Origin of the sequence: Roseibium salinum (genome assembly GCF_026240905.1) — a bacterium.
GTDB classification, from domain to species: Bacteria; Pseudomonadota; Alphaproteobacteria; order Rhizobiales; family Stappiaceae; genus Roseibium; species Roseibium salinum.
In genome coordinates, this window is the sequence record NZ_JAPEVI010000003.1 from 3,932,679 (window position 1) to 3,951,604 (window position 18,926).

20 protein-coding genes and 1 pseudogene are annotated in these 18,926 nt (G+C 62.2%); 6 read left to right on the forward strand and 15 right to left on the reverse strand.

Annotated features, from left to right (window positions below; all coding sequences use genetic code 11):
• Nucleotides 1-37 precede the first annotated feature (37 nt).
• From ON753_RS22860 to ON753_RS22880, 5 genes and pseudogenes are all read right to left on the reverse strand, one after another.
• The gene (locus ON753_RS22860) at nt 38-1,669 is read right to left on the reverse strand and encodes an acyl-CoA synthetase (RefSeq protein ID WP_265965823.1); all 1,632 of its coding nucleotides are present in this window, start codon (nt 1,667-1,669) and stop codon (nt 38-40) included.
• Nucleotides 1,656-3,653 (reverse strand): acetyl-CoA carboxylase biotin carboxylase subunit, encoded by a 1,998-nt coding sequence (locus tag ON753_RS22865; RefSeq protein ID WP_265965825.1) that lies wholly within the window; start codon nt 3,651-3,653, stop codon nt 1,656-1,658. The genes ON753_RS22860 and ON753_RS22865 overlap by 14 nt, the downstream gene beginning before the upstream one ends.
• Nucleotides 3,653-4,168, reverse strand: a complete 516-nt coding sequence (locus ON753_RS22870) for an O-acetyl-ADP-ribose deacetylase (protein WP_265965827.1) — start codon at nt 4,166-4,168, stop codon at nt 3,653-3,655. The genes ON753_RS22865 and ON753_RS22870 overlap by 1 nt, the downstream gene beginning before the upstream one ends.
• A 3-nt stretch (nt 4,169-4,171) precedes the next feature.
• Nucleotides 4,172-5,778: pseudogene (locus ON753_RS22875) on the reverse strand (carboxyl transferase domain-containing protein).
• Nucleotides 5,779-5,847: 69 nt separating this feature from the next.
• Complete coding sequence (locus ON753_RS22880; RefSeq protein ID WP_265965830.1) at nt 5,848-6,513, reverse strand: TetR/AcrR family transcriptional regulator; 666 nt, start codon at nt 6,511-6,513, stop codon at nt 5,848-5,850.
• A gap of 196 nt (nt 6,514-6,709) precedes the next feature.
• Between ON753_RS22880 and ppk2 the strand changes: the two genes are divergently transcribed.
• Nucleotides 6,710-7,618 carry a polyphosphate kinase 2 gene (gene ppk2, locus ON753_RS22885; RefSeq protein WP_265965832.1) on the forward strand — a complete coding sequence of 303 codons (909 nt, stop codon included), beginning with the start codon at nt 6,710-6,712 and terminating at the stop codon, nt 7,616-7,618.
• A 146-nt stretch (nt 7,619-7,764) separates the two neighbouring features.
• A complete protein-coding gene (locus tag ON753_RS22890) occupies nt 7,765-8,772 on the forward strand; it encodes a Gfo/Idh/MocA family protein (RefSeq protein WP_265965836.1) in 1,008 nt (335 codons plus the stop codon).
• A gap of 101 nt (nt 8,773-8,873) precedes the next feature.
• Here ON753_RS22890 and ON753_RS22895 read toward each other — a convergent pair whose 3' ends face one another.
• The 3 genes from ON753_RS22895 to ON753_RS22905 are packed head-to-tail and all read right to left on the reverse strand — an operon-like array spanning nt 8,874 to nt 10,298.
• Nucleotides 8,874-9,395, reverse strand: coding sequence for a helix-turn-helix transcriptional regulator (locus ON753_RS22895; protein WP_265965838.1), 522 nt, complete (start codon nt 9,393-9,395; stop codon nt 8,874-8,876).
• Nucleotides 9,392-10,027, reverse strand: coding sequence for a cytochrome b/b6 domain-containing protein (locus tag ON753_RS22900; protein WP_265965841.1), 636 nt, complete (start codon nt 10,025-10,027; stop codon nt 9,392-9,394). The genes ON753_RS22895 and ON753_RS22900 overlap by 4 nt, the downstream gene beginning before the upstream one ends.
• Before the next feature lie 10 nt (nt 10,028-10,037).
• Nucleotides 10,038-10,298, reverse strand: a complete 261-nt coding sequence (locus ON753_RS22905) for a PepSY domain-containing protein (protein WP_265965844.1) — start codon at nt 10,296-10,298, stop codon at nt 10,038-10,040.
• Between the two features lie 350 nt (nt 10,299-10,648).
• Here ON753_RS22905 and ON753_RS22910 point away from each other — a divergent pair, with 350 nt between their 5' ends.
• Complete coding sequence (locus ON753_RS22910; protein ID WP_265965847.1) at nt 10,649-11,476, forward strand: DMT family transporter; 828 nt, start codon at nt 10,649-10,651, stop codon at nt 11,474-11,476.
• 40 nt (nt 11,477-11,516) lie between these two features.
• Here ON753_RS22910 and ON753_RS22915 read toward each other — a convergent pair whose 3' ends face one another.
• Both ON753_RS22915 and infC read right to left on the reverse strand, forming a co-directional pair.
• Complete coding sequence (locus ON753_RS22915; RefSeq protein ID WP_265965850.1) at nt 11,517-12,107, reverse strand: hypothetical protein; 591 nt, start codon at nt 12,105-12,107, stop codon at nt 11,517-11,519.
• Between the two features lie 429 nt (nt 12,108-12,536).
• Entirely contained in the window at nt 12,537-13,076 is a 540-nt protein-coding gene (gene infC, locus ON753_RS22920; RefSeq protein WP_265967244.1) for a translation initiation factor IF-3, read from the reverse strand.
• 305 nt (nt 13,077-13,381) lie between these two features.
• Here infC and ON753_RS22925 point away from each other — a divergent pair, with 305 nt between their 5' ends.
• On the forward strand, nt 13,382-13,831 hold the full coding sequence (locus tag ON753_RS22925; RefSeq protein ID WP_265965853.1) for a translation initiation factor IF-3: 450 nt from the start codon (nt 13,382-13,384) through the stop codon (nt 13,829-13,831).
• Nucleotides 13,832-13,843: 12 nt separating this feature from the next.
• On the opposite strand, the gene ON753_RS22930 is transcribed toward ON753_RS22925, so the two are convergent.
• The 3 genes from ON753_RS22930 to ON753_RS22940 form a co-directional block, all read right to left on the reverse strand.
• Nucleotides 13,844-14,218 (reverse strand): YkvA family protein, encoded by a 375-nt coding sequence (locus ON753_RS22930; RefSeq protein ID WP_265965855.1) that lies wholly within the window; start codon nt 14,216-14,218, stop codon nt 13,844-13,846.
• A 102-nt stretch (nt 14,219-14,320) separates the two neighbouring features.
• Nucleotides 14,321-14,572 (reverse strand): hypothetical protein, encoded by a 252-nt coding sequence (locus tag ON753_RS22935; protein WP_265965858.1) that lies wholly within the window; start codon nt 14,570-14,572, stop codon nt 14,321-14,323.
• An 11-nt stretch (nt 14,573-14,583) separates the two neighbouring features.
• Nucleotides 14,584-15,057 carry a PRC-barrel domain-containing protein gene (locus ON753_RS22940; RefSeq protein ID WP_265965861.1) on the reverse strand — a complete coding sequence of 158 codons (474 nt, stop codon included), beginning with the start codon at nt 15,055-15,057 and terminating at the stop codon, nt 14,584-14,586.
• Between the two features lie 256 nt (nt 15,058-15,313).
• Between ON753_RS22940 and ON753_RS22945 the strand changes: the two genes are divergently transcribed.
• Nucleotides 15,314-15,562 (forward strand): YMGG-like glycine zipper-containing protein, encoded by a 249-nt coding sequence (locus ON753_RS22945; RefSeq protein ID WP_265965864.1) that lies wholly within the window; start codon nt 15,314-15,316, stop codon nt 15,560-15,562.
• Between the two features lie 479 nt (nt 15,563-16,041).
• Here the strand turns inward: ON753_RS22945 and ON753_RS22950 are convergent, their stop codons facing one another.
• Nucleotides 16,042-16,497 carry a host attachment family protein gene (locus tag ON753_RS22950; protein ID WP_265965867.1) on the reverse strand — a complete coding sequence of 152 codons (456 nt, stop codon included), beginning with the start codon at nt 16,495-16,497 and terminating at the stop codon, nt 16,042-16,044.
• Between the two features lie 159 nt (nt 16,498-16,656).
• On the opposite strand from ON753_RS22950, the gene ON753_RS22955 reads away from it, so the two are divergent.
• Nucleotides 16,657-17,148 (forward strand): MgtC/SapB family protein, encoded by a 492-nt coding sequence (locus ON753_RS22955; RefSeq protein ID WP_265965870.1) that lies wholly within the window; start codon nt 16,657-16,659, stop codon nt 17,146-17,148.
• A gap of 21 nt (nt 17,149-17,169) precedes the next feature.
• Here the strand turns inward: ON753_RS22955 and ON753_RS22960 are convergent, their stop codons facing one another.
• Nucleotides 17,170-18,858 carry an acyl-CoA dehydrogenase family protein gene (locus ON753_RS22960; protein ID WP_265965891.1) on the reverse strand — a complete coding sequence of 563 codons (1,689 nt, stop codon included), beginning with the start codon at nt 18,856-18,858 and terminating at the stop codon, nt 17,170-17,172.
• Nucleotides 18,859-18,926: the final 68 nt, after the last annotated feature.

Below are 18,926 nucleotides of genomic sequence, written 5' to 3' on the forward strand. Positions count from 1 at the left end.
CAGCACTGTTATCGCGTGACGCGGAAACGGCCCGCCGTCATCCTTCCCGCTCCGCACGGGCGCGCAGCTCCCTGCGAATGACCTTTCCCGTCGTGGTCAGGGGCAGGGCATCGACGAAGGAGATCTCGCGCGGGTATTCATGAGCGGCAAGCCGTATCTTGACGAACTCGGCAATCTCCGCGGCGAGTTCGTCAGAAGGGGCCACGCCCTCCTTCAGGACCAGGTAGGCCTTGACGATTTCCGTGCGCTGGCTGTCCGGCTTGCCGACGACACCGGCCATGGCGACGGCGGAATGCTTGATCAGGCAGTCCTCTATTTCGCCCGGGCCGATGCGGTAGCCGGAGGAGGTGATGACGTCGTCGTCGCGGCCGACGAAGCGGATCCAGCCATCGGTATCGCGCATGCCGGTGTCACCGGTCAGCAGCCAGTCGCCGGCGAATTTCTTTTCCGTTGCCTCCGGGTTGTTCCAGTAGCCGAGGAACATCACCGGATCGGGGCGCTTGACCGCGATGTTGCCGAGCGTGTCGGCCGGCAGTTCCTCGCCGGCATCGCTGACGATGCTCACCCGGTGGCCCGGAGCGGGCCTGCCCATGATGCCGGGGCGGGCCTCCATCAGCCTTGCACAGCTGGAGACGACCATGTTGCATTCGGTCTGGCCGTAGAACTCGTTGATCGTGAGCCCGAAGGTCCTGCGGCCCCAGTCGATCAGTTCCGCGCCGAGGGTCTCGCCGCCGGAAGCGACGGAGCGCAGCTTCAGCTTCCAGCGTTTCTCGGGCGCATCGACCTGGCGCATCATCTTCAGCGCGGTCGGCGGCAGGAAGGTGTTGCGGATCTCCTGGTCCTGCAGCAGCTGGAAGGCTGCCTCGGCGGTGAATTTCCGGAACCGGCAGGCGACGACGGGAACGCCCAGATAGAGCGCCGGCATCAGGACGTCCAGAAGGCCGCCGATCCAGGCCCAGTCGGCGGGCGTCCAGATCCGGTCTCCGGGCCGGCCCAGAAAATCGTGGCTCATTTCAACGCCCGGCAGATGGCCGAGCAGGACCCGGTGGCCGTGAAGCGCGCCCTTGGGCTGCCCCGTGGTGCCGGATGTGTAGATGATGATCGCCGGGTCGTTTGCCGCCGTGTCGAAAGGCCGGAAGGTGTCCTCGTGGCCGGCCATGTGGCTGGCGAGATCCTGGGCGCTGCCGTCTTCGCCGTCCACACAGAAGACGGTCGTGAGGTCGGGAAGCCTGTCCCGGAGCTTGTCGAGCTTTGCCGCGCCGCTGCCATCCGTCACGACCACCTTGGCGCCGGAATCGCGCAGCCGGTATTCCAGTGCTTCTTCGCCAAACAGGGTGAAGAGCGGAATTGTGATGGCGCCCAGCTTCAGGGCCGCGATATGGGCATAGGCCGTCTCGACGCTCTGCGGCAGGAGGACGCCGATGCGGTCGCCGGGCCGCACGTCCCGGCTTTTCAGGAGATTGGCCAGCTGGTTCGACAGCCGCCTGAGATCGTCATAGCTGTAGCGGGCCGTATCGCCGTTGTCCTCGATGAAGACCAGCGCCTCCCGGTCCGGTTCCCGGGCTGCCCAGTCGTCGCAGACGGCAACGCCGATATTGAAGCGCTCGGGAACTTGCCAGGCGAAATCCGAGACGAGCTCGTCGTAGCTCGTGGCGTCAGGCCACAGCATCGCTCTCCTCCTCGCCAAGGGCCAGCAGAACGGTGCCGTCGGTCACCTGTTCGCCTTCCGAAACCAGCACCTCGCCGATGACGCCGTCCCTGGGCGCCTTCAGCGTATGCTCCATCTTCATGGCTTCCAGGATCACCAGCGGCTGGTCCTTCGTGACCTTGTTGCCGGCCCGCGCGGTGAGCACCTTGACGAGACCGGGCATCGGCGCCACCAGCTGATCGCCTGCGCTGGCCGCCTCTTCGTCGGCGCTCAGCGTATCGGGCAGGATGATGGGGAATGCGTGGCCGTTCAGGAAAACCGTGAGGCCCTTCTTGCTGGAGGCGACCGCGGCACGGGCGCGGTGCCCCTCGCATTCATAGGTGTAGGCGCCATCCGTCACCTTGATCAGCGTGTATTGCCTGATGCCGCCCGGAAGATGAACCGCGAAGCGCCGGTGTCCGCGGGCATGGACCTCCACGTCCAGCCTTTCGCCGGCAATTTCCAGCAGCGCATACTGCCTCGAGGCGCTCCAGATGCGCCATCCGGCAAGGGTTGCGAACGGATCGTGTCCTTCCGCCGGTCTGGTCAGGCCGAGCGCGGTCAGGGCCGCCAGAGCAACGGCGTCCTCCGGCACTTCCGGCTCCCGGATGAGGGAGTTCAGGTCCCTGTCGATCAGGCCCGTGTCGACATCGCCCCGGGCGAAGCCTTCGTGGCGGCACAGGGCGGCCAGGAAGGCGGCATTGGTAACGCAGCCGGCCACTTCCGTTGCCTCCAGGCTCGCAAGCAGCTTGCCGAGCGCGGCATCGCGCGTCGGGCCGTGGACGATGACCTTGGCGATCATGGGGTCGTAGTAGGGCGTGATCTCGTCACCGGCCCTGACACCGCTGTCGACCCGGGCGCTGTCTTCGGGAAGAACCAGGTGGTCCAGCGTGCCGATGGCCGGCAGGAACCCTTTGGGCGCGTCTTCCGCATAGAGCCGGGCTTCAAACGCCCAGCCGCCAAAGGAAAGCTCGTCCTGGCTTTTCGGCAGGGGCTCGCCGGAGGCAACGCGCAACTGCCATTCCACCAGATCCTCGCCGGTGATCATTTCGGTGACCGGATGCTCCACCTGAAGACGGGTGTTCATTTCCATGAAATAGAACCGGTCGGATCTGAGGCCGTCAGATACGTCGGCGATGAACTCGATCGTGCCCGCGCCGGAATAATCGATGGCCTTGGCCGCCTTGACGGCGGCTTCGCCCATGGCCCGGCGCATCTCCTCCGGCATGCCGGGGGCGGGGGCCTCCTCGATCACCTTCTGGTGGCGGCGCTGCAGGGAGCAGTCACGCTCGAACAGATGCACGGCATTGCCGTGGTTGTCGCCGAAGACCTGGATCTCGATATGACGCGGCTTGGTGAGGTATTTCTCGATCAGAACCCGGCCGTCGCCGAAACTTGCCTCGCCCTCGCGCTGCGCACCTTTGAGCGCGTCCAGAAAGTCCTTCGGATCGTCGACCCGGCGCATGCCCTTGCCGCCGCCGCCTGCCCGCGCCTTGATCAGGACCGGATAACCGATCTGCTCCGCCTCGGACTTGAGGAAATCCGGGTCCTGATTGTCGCCGTGATAACCGGGCACCACCGGAACGCCGGCTTCCACCATCAGGGCCTTGGCGGCGTCTTTCAGGCCCATCGCGCCGATCGAACGCGAGCTCGGGCCGATGAACGTGATGCCGGCCTTGTCGAGCGCGTCGACGAAATCGGGGTTTTCGGACAGGAAGCCATAGCCGGGATGCACGGCTTCGGCGCCGCTCTTGCGGCAGACGTCGATGATCGCGTCCGTCTTCAGATAGCTCTCGGATACCGGCGCGGGGCCGATGCGGTAGGCTTCGTCCGCCATGGCGACATGTTTCGCCCCGGCATCCGCATCCGAATAAACGGCAACGGTCTTGATGCCGAGCTTCCTTGCGGTCGCCATCACCCGACAGGCAATCTCGCCGCGATTGGCGATGAGGATTTTCTTGAACATCAGTCTTCCGTCCTCCCGAGCGCAGTCAGGAAATGAGTATGGCTTCGTTCGTCAAAGGCGACGAGCATGACGCGTTCGATCGCGGCCAGGTCGGCCAGCACGCGGCCGAGCGTTTCAACGGCAACCTTTGCCGCGCTGTCCGCCGGGTAACCGTAGATGCCGGTCGAAATGGCCGGAAAGGCGAAGGTGCGGCAGTCGTTTTCATGACCGAGGCGCAGGCTGTTCTCGTAGCATGCCGCCAGCAGTTCCGGTTCACCGTCATTGCCGCCGCGCCAGACCGGGCCGACGGTGTGGATGACGTGCCTTGCCGGCAGACGGTGGCCGCCGGTGATCCTGGCCTCACCGGTCTCGCAGCCGCCAAGCTTGCGGCATTCTTCCAGGAGCCCCGGTCCGGCCGCGCGGTGGATCGCGCCGTCGACCCCGCCGCCGCCCAGCAGCGAGGGATTGGCGGCATTGACGATCGCATCCACCTCGACCCTGGTAATGTCTCCGACAAGTGTCTCGATCTTGTGCATGGCTTACATCCTGAACAGGCCGAACCGTGTGTCTTCGATCGGCGCATTGAGCGCCGCGGAGAGGGAGAGGCCCAGAATATCGCGGGTCTTGCGCGGATCGACGATGCCGTCGTCCCAAAGACGGGCGGCGGCGTAGAGCGGGTGACCCTGCTTCTCGAACTGGTCGACGATCGGCTGCTTGAAGGCCTTCTCGTCTTCAACCGACCAGCTGCCGCCCTTCCTCTCGATGCCGTCGCGGCGGACCGTGGCGAGCACGCCGGCCGCCTGTTCTCCCCCATCACAGATATGCGCGAGTTCGGCCAGGTCCACAGGAAGCGGGGCGAATAGGCGCGGCCGCACATGCCGTAATTGCCTGCGCCGAACGATCCGCCGACCAGCATCGTGATCTTGGGAACAGAAGTAGTGGCGACCGCGGTCACCAGCTTGGCGCCGTCCTTGGCAATGCCGCCGCTTTCGTATTTGCGCCCGACCATGAAGCCGGTGATGTTCTGCAGGAACACCAGCGGCACCTTGCGCTGCGAGCAGAGCTCGACGAAATGGGCGCCCTTGACCGCGCTTTCGGAAAACAGCACGCCGTTGTTGGCGATGATGCCAACCGGCATGCCGTGGATATGGGCAAAGCCGCAGACCAGCGTCGTGCCGTAGCGGGCCTTGAATTCGTCGAAACGGGAGCCGTCGACGACCCGGGCGATCACTTCGCGGATGTCGTAGGGCGTCTTGAGGTCGGCCGGAACGACGCCGAGGATTTCCTCCGGATCGTAGAGCGGGTCTTCGGGGGCCTGGAGGGCGACACCCGGGGACTTGATCCGGTTGAGGCTGGCAATGGCGCGGCGGGCGAGGGCAAGGGCGTGGGCATCGTCCCGGGCCAGGTGATCGGCGACGCCGGACAGGCGCGTGTGAACGTCACCGCCGCCGAGATCTTCCGCCGAAACCTCCTCACCCGTCGCCGCCTTGACCAGGGGCGGGCCGGCAAGGAAGATCGTGCCCTGGTTCTTGACGATGATTGTCTCGTCCGACATGGCCGGCACATAGGCGCCGCCGGCCGTGCAAGAGCCCATGACCACGGCGATCTGGGCAATGCCCTTGGCGGACATGTTGGCCTGATTGTAGAAGATCCGGCCGAAATGGTCGCGGTCGGGAAAGACCTCGTCCTGGTTGGGCAGGTTCGCGCCGCCCGAATCGACCAGGTAGATGCAGGGCAGGTTGTTCTGTTCGGCAATCTCCTGGGCGCGCAGGTGTTTCTTGACCGACATGGGGTAATAGGTGCCGCCCTTTACCGTGGCGTCATTGGCAAGGATCATCACCTCCTGGCCTTCCACCCGGCCGATGCCGGCAATCATGCCCGCGGCCGGGGCCGCCCCGTCATACATGTCGTGGGCCGCCAGCATGCCGACTTCCAGGAACGGCGAGCCGGGGTCCAGAAGCCGGGAGACACGTTCGCGCGGCAGGATCTTGCCGCGGGAGACGTGGCGCTCGCGGGCGGATTCGCCGCCGCCGTCGAGCGCCGCTTGTGCCGCTTCCTTCACGACGGCCATTGCCGCTTCATGGGCGGTCCTGTTGGCCGCAAACTGGTCGCTCCTGGGCGACAGGCTCGATTTCAGGATGCTCATGTCATCCGGTCTCCCGTGGATCAATCCGCGCTCATGTGGACGCACATGGGGCAGTGAGGTTGATCGATTTCAGAGTGCGGGGACCTTCTGCGTGTCATTCAGCGCAGCAGGCTCCCGGGTTGCAAGCGGTGCGACGGCTTTGCGCACCATGGTCAGGTAAAGGTCTTCGATGTTCCGCTCGCTGAGGCGGCCGCCTGTCCGGTACCAGTTCGGAATGCCGGTCAGCATGGCAATGATCGCGCGGGTCGCGACTTTCGGTTCGTCGATGCTGTAGCGGCCCTTTGCGGCGCCATCTTCCAGAATGCCGGTCAGGATGGATTCGTAACGGCGGCGTTCGGCCTCGATGAGGGCGAAGTTCTCCGGCTCCAGGCTGCGCAGTTCCATGTAGGAGATGAACACCTCGTCGGCGCGCTCCAGATGGTGGCGGATGTGGAAGCGCACGAAACGCTCGAGCGGGTCCATGCCGTCAGGGAAATCCGCCTCGTCCCAGGCCGACAGGAGCTCCGCCATGTGGGACAGCATCAGGTCTTTCAGAATGTCCTGCTTGGTGGGGAAATGGTTGTAGAGCGCGCCGGGCCGGACGCCGACATCCGCGGCGATCTCGCGCATGGAAACGGCGGCGTAGCCGGCAGCGGCAAAGCGCTTCAAGGCGGCCTTGCGGACGCGCCCGGCGGTTTCCTGCCCTTTGGCGCGGACCGGGCCGCGGCCATGGGGTTTTTCGGCGATATCGGTCATACCATTCTCCCTGAGAGAGAAAATAAATGAACGTTCGTTCATTTGCAAGGGGTTTTCAGCGGGAAATCCGGGTCGGGAGCAAATATCGGTTGTGAAGGGGAGCGAATGTCAAAAAACTTACATACATAACCTGTTCACCGTCAGGAGGACGAAATGCCCGGCGTTTCGCCATGGCAGCATTCGAAGGAACCCGTTGATGAGCGAAGACAGTGCAAGGACCTGGGTTGAGGCCGAATGGGCGGACAGTCTGGACGAAGAACTGGAAATGGAGATCGACGACTTTCTGATCGCCAGGGACCTGGCCTTCATTTCCGACAAGAAGCATCAGTCATCGATCGACCGGAACACCTATTTTCACGAGCTGCTGCGTCTCCAGGCGGAGTTGGTCAAGCTCCAGGACTGGGTGCAGCACAACGGGGAGAAGATCGTGGTGATCTTCGAGGGCCGGGACGCGGCCGGCAAGGGTGGGGTGATCAAGCGGATCACCCAGCGGCTCAACCCGCGTGTCGCCCGCGTCGTGGCGTTGCCGGCGCCGACCGAGCGCGAAAAATCCCAGTGGTATTTCCAGCGCTACGTGCCGCATCTGCCGGCCGCCGGCGAGATCGTCCTTTTCGACCGGTCCTGGTACAATCGCTCCGGCGTGGAACGGGTCATGGGCTTTGCCAGCGAGGACCATGTCGAGCAGTTTTTCAACGACGTGCCGGAATTCGAGCGCATGCTCGTGCGCTCCGGCATCACGCTGATCAAATACTGGTTCTCCATCACGGACGAAGAGCAGCAGTTGCGCTTCCTGATGCGCATCCACGACCCGCTCAAGCAGTGGAAACTGTCGCCGATGGACCTGGAATCGCGCGTGCGCTGGGAGGATTATACCAAGGCCAAGGAAGACACTTTCGAGCGCACGAACATTCCCGAGGCGCCCTGGTTCATCGTCGAAGGCAACGACAAGAAACAGGCCCGTCTCAACTGCATCAGCCATCTCCTGTCCATGCTGCCCTACGAGGAAGTCCCGACTGATCCGGTCGTCCTGCCGGAGCGCCGCTACAATTCCGACTACGAGCGCAAGGTCCTGCCGGAGCATCTCTACGTACCGGAAAAATATTGAGGGGGTAAGTGTTGGCGATCGGCTCCTGGCCCAAAGGACCCGGTTTTCCCGCCGGCGGGAACCAGAAAGCCGGCAATCCGCCCTTGCGGGGCGGCAGGAATTCATGCCATCTGAGTAACGTGCCTCAAGAATGAAAGGGAGCCAGGATGGAAGACGGAAAAATCCGGTGGGGGATCGTTTCAACGGCCGATATCGGCCTCAAGAAGGTTATTCCCGGCATCCAGCGGTCGAAGACGGGCATCGCCTTCGCCATCGGCTCCCGCGACAAGGCCCGGGCCGACGCGGCCGCCAGGGCTCTGGGCATCGAACGGGCCTATGGCTCCTATGAGGATCTGCTGGCGGACCCGGATGTGGATGCCGTCTACATTCCGCTGCCGAACCACCTGCATGTGCCGTTGACCAGGCAGGCGGTCGAGGCGGGCAAGCATGTGCTGTGTGAAAAGCCGCTTGCGCTGAATGCGGAGGAGGCGGCCCAGCTTCGCGATCTGCCGAAGGACAGGCTGGTCGCCGAAAACTTCATGGTCCGGGCGCATCCGCAATGGATGATGGCCCGTGAAATCATTCGCTCCGGCGAGCTTGGCGAACTGAAGGCGATCCAGGCCTTTTTCAGCTACTTCAACGACGACCCGGGCAATATCCGCAACATGGCCGATATCGGCGGCGGCGCGCTCTACGATATCGGCTGCTACACCATGCTGGCGGGCCGTTACTTCTTTGAAGCGGAACCGCAGCGGGTCGTGTCGCTGATCGACAAGGATCCGCAATTCGGCACCGACCGGATGAGCAGCGCCCTTCTGGATTTCGGCGCCGGTCGGCACCTGACCTTCACCGTCTCGACCCAGCTGACGCCCTACCAGCGTGTCCAGCTCGTCGGCACGAAGAAGCGGCTGGAGATCGTCATTCCGGTGAATGCGCCGCAAGGCGAGGCGGTTTCCCTGCGCGTCGACGACGGCTCGGTCCTGGGAGACGCGGTGATGCAGACCCAGATCATTTCGCCCTGCGACCAGTATGCCGAACTCGTCGACGTGTTCGGAAAGGCCGTTGCCGGCGAAGCACCGCTGCCCTATGGCCTGGAAGACGCGATCCAGAACATGAAGGTCCTGGATGCCCTGTTTGCCTCTGCTGTGGATGGTGGCTGGGTTTCGCTAAGCTGACCCGGTGAGGGCCATCTTCGCCAGAGCATGCTCTCGCCCCGGCCCGAACCGGTCCGATCCTGCAGTTCATGTGGGTATCGCCGAAGCGGCCGCGGAAGTCGTCAGCCAGACTGGTTTGTGGAAAGACCTTCGTCGAGCAGATCTTCCACGAACCAGGCGGCAAACTGGTGACGGCCCGAGACCCCTGCCTTGGCATAGATCTTAGTCAACTGAGCGCGGACGGTGCCTTGCGCCGCCCCTCGCATCTGGGCAATCGTCGTGAGGTCGAGCCCCTTCAGGGCAAGCAGCCCCACATCGCGTTCAGCCGGGGTCAGGCCCCATTCCGTGAATTGGGTCTCGATGATCCCGGACAATTCACCGCGCGCAGTGGCAAGCGCGCGTTCCTGGTATTGCATCCTGTGCATGGTGAGCTTGAGCTGCCAGCCCGCGAGGAAGATTCCCGAAATCAGGACAAAGACGACAAACGCTTCCAGCAGCGAATGAGGACTGCCAAGGTCGTTCATCAAGTCCCAGAAGACGTCGCCGACGAAAAATGCGGCGGCGACGGATTGCAGCAACATGAAAGCGGAAAGGGCAGCGATCTGTCGCTGCCCAGGCTGAAGACCTGCTCGTTTCTGCTTCATTGGTTCTTTGTCCGCCCGAAAATCATCGAGCGTACAAGATTGCGCCTCAGTGCACGGCTTTCAACCGCAACTCCGGCAACGTGAAGCAGCGCCAGGAAAAGCATCAGGTTCGCAGTCACTTCGTGCACCTCCTCGACGACCTCGCCGAGGTCTTCATCACCTTCGCTGTCGTCCGCTCCGACAAGGACAGACCAGTCACCGGCGGCAACCGCCGCCTTTTCCTCGGCGATTGTAATCGGACTTTTCGCCTCCGTCATCACCAGGCCCGTCACGGTGACGACCGCCAGGCACGCCCAGAGCGCATAGGCCATCATCGCCCCGGCAGGGTTGTGAGATGGATACTCTCGCGGCCTGCCGCGAACGAGATCCACAAGGTGCGACAAGGCGGCGCGCGGGTCGGGTGGAAACGTGCTGAAGCGCGCTTCGGCCGGGCCCAGCAAGCCCCAGGCGAGGCGAAGCAGCAGCAGGCCCAATACGGCCCAGCCGATCCAGATGTGGATCGTGCCGCCGGGCTTGACGATGAGCCCGTTTGCAATGACCGCCGCCGCAATCAGCCAGTGGCTGATACGAACGAGTGGATCCCAGGAGGCAGGGGGCTCTTCGCCCCCGCGCCTCGTGGTGATTTGTTCCACGCGGTCATGATCAGTCGTCAGCCTTGATATTGGTGACCTTGCCGGACTTCGGGTCGATATAGACTTCCCACGCCTTTTTTTCTGCGTCGGTGCATTTTGCCTCGATCTTTCCGTCTTCAGCCTCGAAACTCCTCACCGAGCACCCGGCTTGCTCAAGGGCGGCGGTTGCGTCGGTGGGATTCGTTCCGACGATGTCGCCAACGGCGGGCAACGCATTGGCTGCGGCGGGCGTGAGAACAAGGGCGAGTGCAACAAAGAGCTGCTTGGACATAGTGATTCCTTTCTTCCGGTTCCTGACGGACAGCCTCGCTGCCCATGAACGATGTCTGACGTCAAAAGGGGGAACCGTCGATTGAAGGAACGCTGACGTGGAGGCCCATAAGCAGATGCTTACAACCTCCGAGCAGGTGACCTCAGGCCGGCTGTATTCAAAATCGGCCTGGTACCTATGCTGACGCCGACGTCTTTCCGTGCACCTTCGGCCTTGCCGACCATTGCCGGAGCCCGGTGTTCGTGGCAATTGTGCAAACTGCGTTCGGGCGGCGACGCCGGCATCGGAGGTGTGACTTGCAGAAAGCATCGGTTTTATCGCCGCAGGACAGCGCGGCAGGGATATTGTTGATGTGCGCGGGTGTTGCGTGTCTCAGCGTCAACGATGCTATCGCGAAGACGCTCACCGCAGGTTATTCGCCCGTTCAGATCCTGTTTCTGCGCAACGTCATTGCCCTGCCCGTCGCCTTGCTGATCGCGTTGAAGATGGGCGGTGCCGGCGAGCTTCGTTCCTATCGGCCGATGGTACATCTCATGCGCGGCATCCTGTGGATCTGCGCGACCATCCTGTTCTTCACGAGCATAAGATACCTGGGCCTGGCCGAGGCGACGGCGCTGGTTTTCGCCGCACCGCTTTTCATCACGGCGCTCTCGGCACTGTTTCTCGGCGACCATGTGGGCTGGCGGCGCTGGCTGGCGGTGCTCACGGGATTTGTCGGCGTGCTGATCGTTGTCCGGCCCGGCACCGAAACCTTCCAGCCTGTCTCCCTGATGCCCGTTGCGACGGCTTTCCTCTATTCGCTGCTCATGATCAGCGCCCGATGGGTTGATGGCCGCGAGAGTGTCTGGACGCTGCTGGTCTATCTGACGGGTATCAGCGTCGTGCTGAGCGTGTTCATCGCGCCATTCGTCTGGACGCCCGTGCGGGCCGGAGACCTTTGGCTGTTCGTCGCGATCGCCCTGTTCGGCACGGCGGGCATGACGCTGATGACGCAAGCCTTCCGTCTTGCCCCTGCCGTCGTGGTCGCACCCCTCGACTATACCGCCCTTTTGTGGGCGACGGCCCTGGGATGGCTCATCTGGAACGAGATCCCCGACACGGCCACTTTTATCGGTGCGGCCATTATCATCGCGAGCGGCGTCTTCACGATCGTGCGGGAGCACAAGACGAACGAATGATGTCCGTGCCCCCTGGTAGATCGGTGCCGAGGCGGCTTTGTCAGCGGGCGTGATGCTCGCAGGTGACATTGGGATTGAAGGGCATCAGGTCACCGCTGGGATTTTCACGAAACAGCCAGACGTGCTGGTCGTAATGCGGCATGAAGCCATGTGCCTCATCTGCATCGGTGTCCGCCAGATCCGCCATATGCTCCCAGGGCCGGCCATTCAGGATCGGCGGCCCATCGTGTCCGGCTTCTCGCCAGGCTTTCTCAAATACGAGGTTTTCAACGCCCACAAGCTGCAACGACCCGTCCGCTTGCGGCTCGTAAAGCAGAGCTGCGGGTTTCATGAAGTCCGTGTGTGTGCTCATTCCGTCGACACGAGGCTTGTCCCCGGTGATCTGCAGAACCGCCGGGTTCAGGTAATGGATCCCCATGGCACCCCATTCCACAGGCAATCCCTCGGCCGCAGCATCAATGCAATGTCCCGAGGGGTCCGGAATGTATCCGTCAGCGAGGGCCAGGTTGACATCCATGTATTTTTCGGCCGCCGCACGGAGGGTGTCCAGGTCGTAGTCGTCGGCCACCGCCGGCATGCTCACGCCAATTCCCATCGCCAAGGCAAGCTGTAACGCATATACGCTTTTCATGGTGTTTTCTCCAGGTCGCGGAGTGCTCGCAGCTGCGAGTGTCCAGTAACCGTGCCGCAACAAGACGAGAATACCACGGAATACTGCTGCGATCGCAATAAAGCGGCCACAGATGTAAGATGTGATTTCACAACCAGCAGTTCATGACCTGGCGACGCGGTTCTTGTTCTTCTTGCGAGCGCGATATCACGCCTCTAGCGGGGGCCGGGAGCGCCCGGAATTGCTGCACTCGTCAGGCAACCGATCCGCCACGTCGACTGCCGACCAAGTCCATCGCCAAGGGAGCAGCCAGTTTTCCTCCGTTTCCGCAATGGGGACCCACGTGTGGACGCCTGCAGGGAATCCAGACCCACCTAGGGCGCGCATTGGCTCGCGCAATAAAAAACCCCGCCGGAGCGGGGTTTTTGAATTCGGGTGGCAACAACCGGTTTACTTGATCGGTGCCAGCACCATCACCATCTGGCGGCCTTCCAGCTTTGGGGAAGACTCGACCTTGGCAATATCGGACGTTTCATCACGCACCTTGTTGAGGAGGTTCATCCCCAGATCCTGGTGCGCCATTTCCCTGCCCCGGAAACGGAGCGTGACCTTCACCTTGTCACCTTCGTTGAAGAAGCGCAGCATGCTCTTCATCTTCACTTCATAGTCATGCGTGTCGATGTTCGGACGCATCTTGATCTCCTTGATCTCGACGGTCTTCTGCTTCTTCTTGGCTTCTGCGGCTTTTTTCTGCGCCTGGTACTTGTACCGGCCATAGTCCATGATCTTGCAGACCGGCGGATTGGCATTCGGCTGGATCTCGACAAGATCCATACCAGCACCCATGGCGATTTCCATCGCTTCTTCGCTCGGTACGACGCCACGGTTGGCGCCTTCATGATCGATCAACTGGACTTCGCGGACGCGAATTTCGTGGTTAGTGCGTGGGCCTTCCTTCGTGGGAGGCGGGGCGCGGAACGGACGGCGAATGGTCGCAATCTCCTCTTTCGTTTCTATTTTTGCGCTAGGGTTTGGCTCTCTGCATACACATGTAACCTCGGAACCCATGTACCAAGGTTTTTTGAATATGCATGCCCTAACGCCGTGTTGTAAGCTCCTGCGAAACCGGCAAAAAGTCAACCGAAATCCGTGGTTCCCGCATGGGGCGGGTCGCTTTTGCGCACCGGCGTGGTCTTCGTCGCGAGGGGCCGGGCTTGCAATTCAGGCGGCGATCCCATGTATGGGACGGATGTTTGCGACACACAGGTTCAAGTGATTTCAGGGAAGGGTCCGGTTTGGACGGCGGAAAACTTCTGTTTCAACTCTTCAAGATCGTGTGCGGTTTCATTGCCGGTCTCATCGCTGCGGGCGTCTTTCTTGCGTGGGGCTTTTTTCTGCCCGGGCCTCCGGATCAGGATCCCGTCGTCTTCGCAACAGCGGTCGGATCGGGTCTCGTCGGCGCCAGCGTGATCGGCGCTGCCGCCCTGGTGCCGGCAACGGTCGTAATCGTCATTGCCGAAATCGCGCGCTTGCGGGGCTTGATCTTTCACGTCGCGGCGGCAGGAGCAATCGCCTTCCTGCTCTGGACGCTCGGGCCGGAGGGGGCGTCAGCAAATGCCGGGGAACTGCGCCCCGGAAGCGCGGTCGCCCTGGCGGCGGGGTTTCTGGCCGGTGCGGTCTACTGGCTGATCGCGGGCCGGACATCGGGCTCCTGGCAAGCCAATTCCGCTCACAAGAGCGGCTGAACCCTTCGGGCTTTAGAGTTCTCCGGTGTCCAGTGCGTCGCGGGCGGCCTGGTAGTGGTCCTCGCGCATGTGACTGCGCAGCATGGCAATGGCGGCCAGGAGGACGGTCGCATCGTCGCCGAAGCCGATACCGACCAGAATGTCCGGGATCGTGTCGAGCGGCAGCACGAAATAGGCAAGGGCCCCCAGCAGCGCGGCGCGCAGCTTGGTCGGTGTCGCCGGGTCCATCGCGCAGTAATATGCGGCGACCACATCTTCCATGAACGGAATCTGCCGGGCCGCCTTGCGGGCTGTCGCAAGCAGTTTTGTCCGGATAGTCCGTTTCTGCTTTTCTTCCGGGCCGAGGATTTCAGGATCGAATCCAAGGTCTTCAAACGTCGTTGCCATGAATCTCCCCTCGGCTTCCGTTTCGGCCGTCCGCGTGCGGCCAGTATTCAACATAAGGTCGGTGAGGCCGGGCTTCAATATTTGCGGGTTCGTATGCCAGTACTAAAGCGTTGCGGAGTTCTTCTCGTCCGCATCCATGAGTTCATGGTGACCGAGCTTTTCCAGCGCGCGATCGATTTCCCTGAGGCCGGAAGTACTCTGCTCGTCGGTGGTCATGCCGCCTGCTTCGGTTTCGACCCGCTGCAATGCGCGCACATCCTCTCGCATGGTCAGGAGCTCGGCGATCCGTTCGTCCTTGCTGCGTGACTTGTCCTTCAGTATGTCGGCTATCTGTTTCCGGATCCGACTGGTCATGATCTTTCTCCTCAATTGTTCGTCGTGTCGCCCGTCTCGCCGGGGCCTTGCCTCACGAGCAGGGACTCCGGGTTCACCCTGAAAACCTGCTCGTCATAGTCGGGTGCGGTGTTCAGCATCTCGTCGGTGGCGGACGAGTAGATGTGCAAGGTACCGATCTCGTCCTTGTAGATCTCCAGCCCGTCCGCGGCGAAAGTCACCCGCCTTGCGTTGAGTCCGAGGAAACCGCCGATATCGACGACATATGCCATTATCTTCTGTTCGTTGGGGCCGAGAAGGACGTCGCTGACTTTGCCGACCTGCTCCTGGTTCGCGCCCATGACGGCAGTGCCGAGCAATTCGGCGGCGGACACGGGTTTCTGATCGTCGGAAACCGATCCACCCTTGGCCTCGCCTCTCCGATCTGCCTGGGTCTCCTGCGCACCGGCGGCCCCTGCAGCCATCGCGGCAGTCAAGGCAAGCACTACAAGAAGCTTTCGGATCATGGTTCGCCGTCCTGTCGTCTGTTCGCGCGGAACAGCACAGTCTAGTGCGCAATGAAGGCCAATATGTGCGTCGAAGTCCGCTCACCGGGAAAACGGTCTGGTCCGGGATTAAGTTCCTGACAGGCCACTCACAAATTCCGGCGCGTGGCGCCGCCGTCGCTCGCGAAAATGCCTTCCGTTCCGGCAAAATGGCGGATGGTGGAACTTCTGACGTTCGTTTCCGTTGTCTCCCAGGATGAACAAGGGAGAGTATAACATGTTCAGAGTTATTTTGATCGCAATTGCCCTCATCGGCCTGACCGCCTGCAACAATACGCAAAAGGGTGCCGTGATCGGCGGCGCGTCCGGTGCGGCAATCGGTGCGGCGACGACAGGTGAAGCCAGCGGTGCATTGGTCGGCGGCGCTGTCGGCGCGGCTGCCGGTGCTCTTATCGGCAGGGCGACCGAACCGGGCAAATGCGTCTACCGCGATGCCTATGGACGCGAATACATTGCGAACTGCTGAAACCAACCGCATTCGGGCCGAGGTGCCTGAATGCGGAAACTTGTCTGCGTTGAGAATCGTGGGGCCGGGTCGGCCCCTCGTTTGACGGCGATCAGCACATCCTGGAGGGATGCGCCACCTGACCGGTCGGGCCGGTCAACCGGCAGACCTGTGCCGGTCTGACGGGACTGATCGCCGGCGATGGCGGGGGGCGGATCAGTACGCCGTCAACAAGAGCGCTACGATCAGCGCCAGAATGGCGCCAGAATGGCTCCGGAAAGCCCGAAACCCAGAAAGTAACGCGCTTTGTCGTCCCGGGCGGGATCAATCGTGTCAGCCGATCTGTCTCTTTCGTGCGAATATTCGTGATACCTCATATCTGCCTCACTCGAGATTTTAAACGAACCCCGTGCATGGCCTCCCGCGTTTGCGGCCTTTTCCCGAAACGAACGGATCGGGCGGGAAAAGGGTTCCTGCGGCGTTTCGCCCGACCTGCCGGTTCAGGGCGTTTGAAGAATAAGCTTCTCGATCTTGTCGACCGGATGGTTGGTCAGATCCTTGTCGATCTCGGCGACCACCTTGTCGGCAACTTCCTTGTGCAGTTCCTTGCGGACCTTGCCGAGCACCGCCGGCGCGGCTACGAGCACGATCTCGCTGAAGTCGCCCTTGTGCGCACGCTTGTAGAGGGTTTCCGCCAGTTCCGTGGCGAACTTGTCTTCCTCGAACTGGTGCCAGTCCGTTTCCGACACGGCACTGCGGTGAACTTGCGGACCGTCATTGAACCGGCCCGGCCGGTCGGTCAGCTGGTCCCGGTTCGCGGGATTTTCCTGCTCTTCCTTTTTGAAAACTTCGAGGTTCGGAAACACTTCGTCACCTGCGTTGCGCAGAAAGAGTGCCTTCGATCCGTCGGCAATGACGACCCAACCGTCGTGCTTCAACCGGATTGCCTGATGCATGAACCAATCTCCTCGTCTTGCCAGTCCCGTGTGGTCCACGGGTGCATCTGGTCAACGGTCCAGCCAAGGATCTGTTCCTTGTTTCGGAACGGTTGTGAGCTGCAGAGGAACAAAAACGTTGCCATGGCTGTTTCTTTTCCGGAGAGGAAACCTCTGGCAATGTTTGAAGATATTTATTCCGAATTCAGCATCGACCTGACAGCCCTGCCTGTTCACATAGCCTTGCTGCGGATGTTTGCCGCAATCCTCCTGGGCGGGGTCATTGGTTTCGAGCGCGAAGGGCGGGGCAAAGACGCGGGGCTGCGCACCCATATGCTGATTGCGTTCGCGGCCTGCATCTTCCTGATTGTCGGCCAGGAGATCGGACACCTTCCCTTCAGCGAGGGTGAGCAGAAAAGGGTCGATCCGTTGCGTCTGGTCGAGGCCGTGACCGCCGGGGTGGCCTTCCTCGCTGCGGGCCTGATTTTCGCCCGCGGCGGTACGGTCGTGAACGTGACAACCGGGGCATCCATGTGGCTGGCGGGAGCCATCGGAATGGCATGCGGCGCCGGCGAGCTCGGACTGGCGGCAGTCGCCACCGTTCTCGTCCTGATCGTTCTGACGATCGTGGGGGTGCTGGAGAACCGGTTCACCCGCAAGAAGTCCGAGTAGAAGATGGCGGACCACGCCGCCTCAGGCGTTGCCGCGCGTCTCCAGCAGCCGGCGCGCGATCACCTGGGCCTGAATCTCCGCCGCCCCTTCGAAAATGTTCAGGATGCGGGCATCGCACAACACGCGGGAAATGGCGTATTCCAGCGCAAAGCCGTTGCCGCCGTGGATCTGCAGGGCATTGTCGGCCGCGGCCCAGGCAACGCGGGCGCCGAGCAGCTTGGCCATGCCCGCCTCCAGGTCGCAGCGCTTGCCGGAATCCTTCTGCCAGGACGAGAAATAGGTGAGCTGGCGGGCGATCATCAGCTCAGCGGTCATCATGGCGAGCTTGTCCGAAACGCGCGGGAAGCTGATCAGGGACTTGCCGAACTGGATGCGTTCCTCGGCATAACGCAGACCGAGATCGAGGGCGGACTGGGCGACGCCCAACGCTCTGGCGGCGGTCTGGATCCGCGCGCCTTCAAAGGTCTGCATCAACTGCTTGAAACCTTCGCCCTCGACCTGGCCGAGCAGGTTCTCTTGGCCGACCTCGAACCCGTCAAACGCGATCTCGTATTCCTTCATGCCGCGGTAGCCGAGCACCTCGATTTCGCCGCCGCTCATGCCCTCGGCCGGGAACGGGTCTTCATCCGTGCCGCGCGGCTTTTCGGCAATAAACATAGACAGGCCCTTGTAGCCGGATTCCTGCGGATTGGTGCGTGCCAGCAGCGTCATGATGTCGGCGCGAACCGGATGGGTGATCCAGGTCTTATTGCCGGAGATCTTCCAGGCGTCGCCTTCACGGACCGCGCGGGTCTTGAGCGAGGCAAGGTCAGATCCCGTGTTGGGTTCGGTGAAGACCGCGGTCGGAAGCACTTCGCCGGAAGCGATCTTCGGCAACCAGTGCTGCTTCTGCTCATCCGTTCCGCCGCACAGGATGAGTTCCGCGGCGATTTCCGAGCGTGTTCCGAGCGAGCCGACGCCGATATAGGCCCGGGACAGCTCCTCGGAGACCACGCACATGGCTTCCTTGCCGAGGCCAAGGCCGCCGTATTCCTCCGGGATGGTCAGGCCGAAGACACCGAGTTCAGACATCTGGTTGATGACGTCGAGCGGAATGTACTCGTTTTTCAGATGCCACTCGTGGGCGTTCGGAACGACGGTGTCTTCCGCAAAGCGCCGCATTTCGTTGCGGATCTGCTCCATCGTCTCGTCGAGCCCCGGATCGCCGAAGGTCGAGTGGCCGGCCTGAGCGCGGATGAGACGGGTGATTTCGCTGCGGATTTCAGGGGAGTTGCCGGCCTCGATGAGGGTCTCTATGTCGGCGGTCCTGAAGGTTTGCAGTTCCTCGCGGCCGATCCCGAGATCCGCGGGACGGACCGTTTCGCCCTGGTTCATGGCAATGCCGCCGAAGATCTGGGCCAGATACTCGGAAAATCCAAGCTGGACGATCCTGTCTTCCAGCACCCCGTACCGGTCCTGCGCCTTCAGGCGCCGCGCGTAGGCGTCGAGCTGGCGCAGGGACTCCACGTAGGTCGCCAGCCAGGCGAGCCCGTGCGTTGCCCGCTGTTCCTCTTCCATCTTCTGCGAGGATATGCCTCCGTCCTTCGAGACCCGGACACGTACACGCTGCGCTGCAAGATCAAGCAGGCGGTCCAGCGTGGCAACGGCAGCTTCCGTTCGTTCCGCAAGGCTCTCCGGCGAAACTGCCCCCTTCATGGCTGCAGTGGACATGGGCGTTCTCCATATTCATTTGTTGCGCCGAGGCGCCTTTTGTTGAAGCTATGTTGCGTCGCACACTT

Excerpts from the sequence above, each read along its gene's own strand:
- ppk2 (WP_265965832.1), top strand. The coding sequence starts at position 6,710 with ATGAGCGAAGACAGTGCAAGGACCTGGGTTGAGGCCGAATGGGCGGAC.
- ON753_RS22940 (WP_265965861.1), bottom strand. The coding sequence starts at position 15,057 with ATGATCCGAAAGCTTCTTGTAGTGCTTGCCTTGACTGCCGCGATGGCT.
- ON753_RS22955 (WP_265965870.1), top strand. The coding sequence starts at position 16,657 with ATGTTTGAAGATATTTATTCCGAATTCAGCATCGACCTGACAGCCCTG.
- ON753_RS22930 (WP_265965855.1), bottom strand. The coding sequence starts at position 14,218 with ATGGCAACGACGTTTGAAGACCTTGGATTCGATCCTGAAATCCTCGGC.
- ON753_RS22935 (WP_265965858.1), bottom strand. The coding sequence starts at position 14,572 with ATGACCAGTCGGATCCGGAAACAGATAGCCGACATACTGAAGGACAAG.
- ON753_RS22870 (WP_265965827.1), bottom strand. The coding sequence starts at position 4,168 with ATGCACAAGATCGAGACACTTGTCGGAGACATTACCAGGGTCGAGGTG.
- ON753_RS22890 (WP_265965836.1), top strand. The coding sequence starts at position 7,765 with ATGGAAGACGGAAAAATCCGGTGGGGGATCGTTTCAACGGCCGATATC.
- ON753_RS22910 (WP_265965847.1), top strand. The coding sequence starts at position 10,649 with ATGTGCGCGGGTGTTGCGTGTCTCAGCGTCAACGATGCTATCGCGAAG.
- ON753_RS22960 (WP_265965891.1), bottom strand. The coding sequence starts at position 18,858 with ATGTCCACTGCAGCCATGAAGGGGGCAGTTTCGCCGGAGAGCCTTGCG.
- ON753_RS22950 (WP_265965867.1), bottom strand. The coding sequence starts at position 16,497 with ATGCATCAGGCAATCCGGTTGAAGCACGACGGTTGGGTCGTCATTGCC.
- ON753_RS22895 (WP_265965838.1), bottom strand. The coding sequence starts at position 9,395 with ATGAAGCAGAAACGAGCAGGTCTTCAGCCTGGGCAGCGACAGATCGCT.
- ON753_RS22945 (WP_265965864.1), top strand. The coding sequence starts at position 15,314 with ATGTTCAGAGTTATTTTGATCGCAATTGCCCTCATCGGCCTGACCGCC.
- ON753_RS22865 (WP_265965825.1), bottom strand. The coding sequence starts at position 3,653 with ATGTTCAAGAAAATCCTCATCGCCAATCGCGGCGAGATTGCCTGTCGG.
- ON753_RS22860 (WP_265965823.1), bottom strand. The coding sequence starts at position 1,669 with ATGCTGTGGCCTGACGCCACGAGCTACGACGAGCTCGTCTCGGATTTC.
- ON753_RS22880 (WP_265965830.1), bottom strand. The coding sequence starts at position 6,513 with ATGACCGATATCGCCGAAAAACCCCATGGCCGCGGCCCGGTCCGCGCC.
- ON753_RS22915 (WP_265965850.1), bottom strand. The coding sequence starts at position 12,107 with ATGAAAAGCGTATATGCGTTACAGCTTGCCTTGGCGATGGGAATTGGC.
- ON753_RS22905 (WP_265965844.1), bottom strand. The coding sequence starts at position 10,298 with ATGTCCAAGCAGCTCTTTGTTGCACTCGCCCTTGTTCTCACGCCCGCC.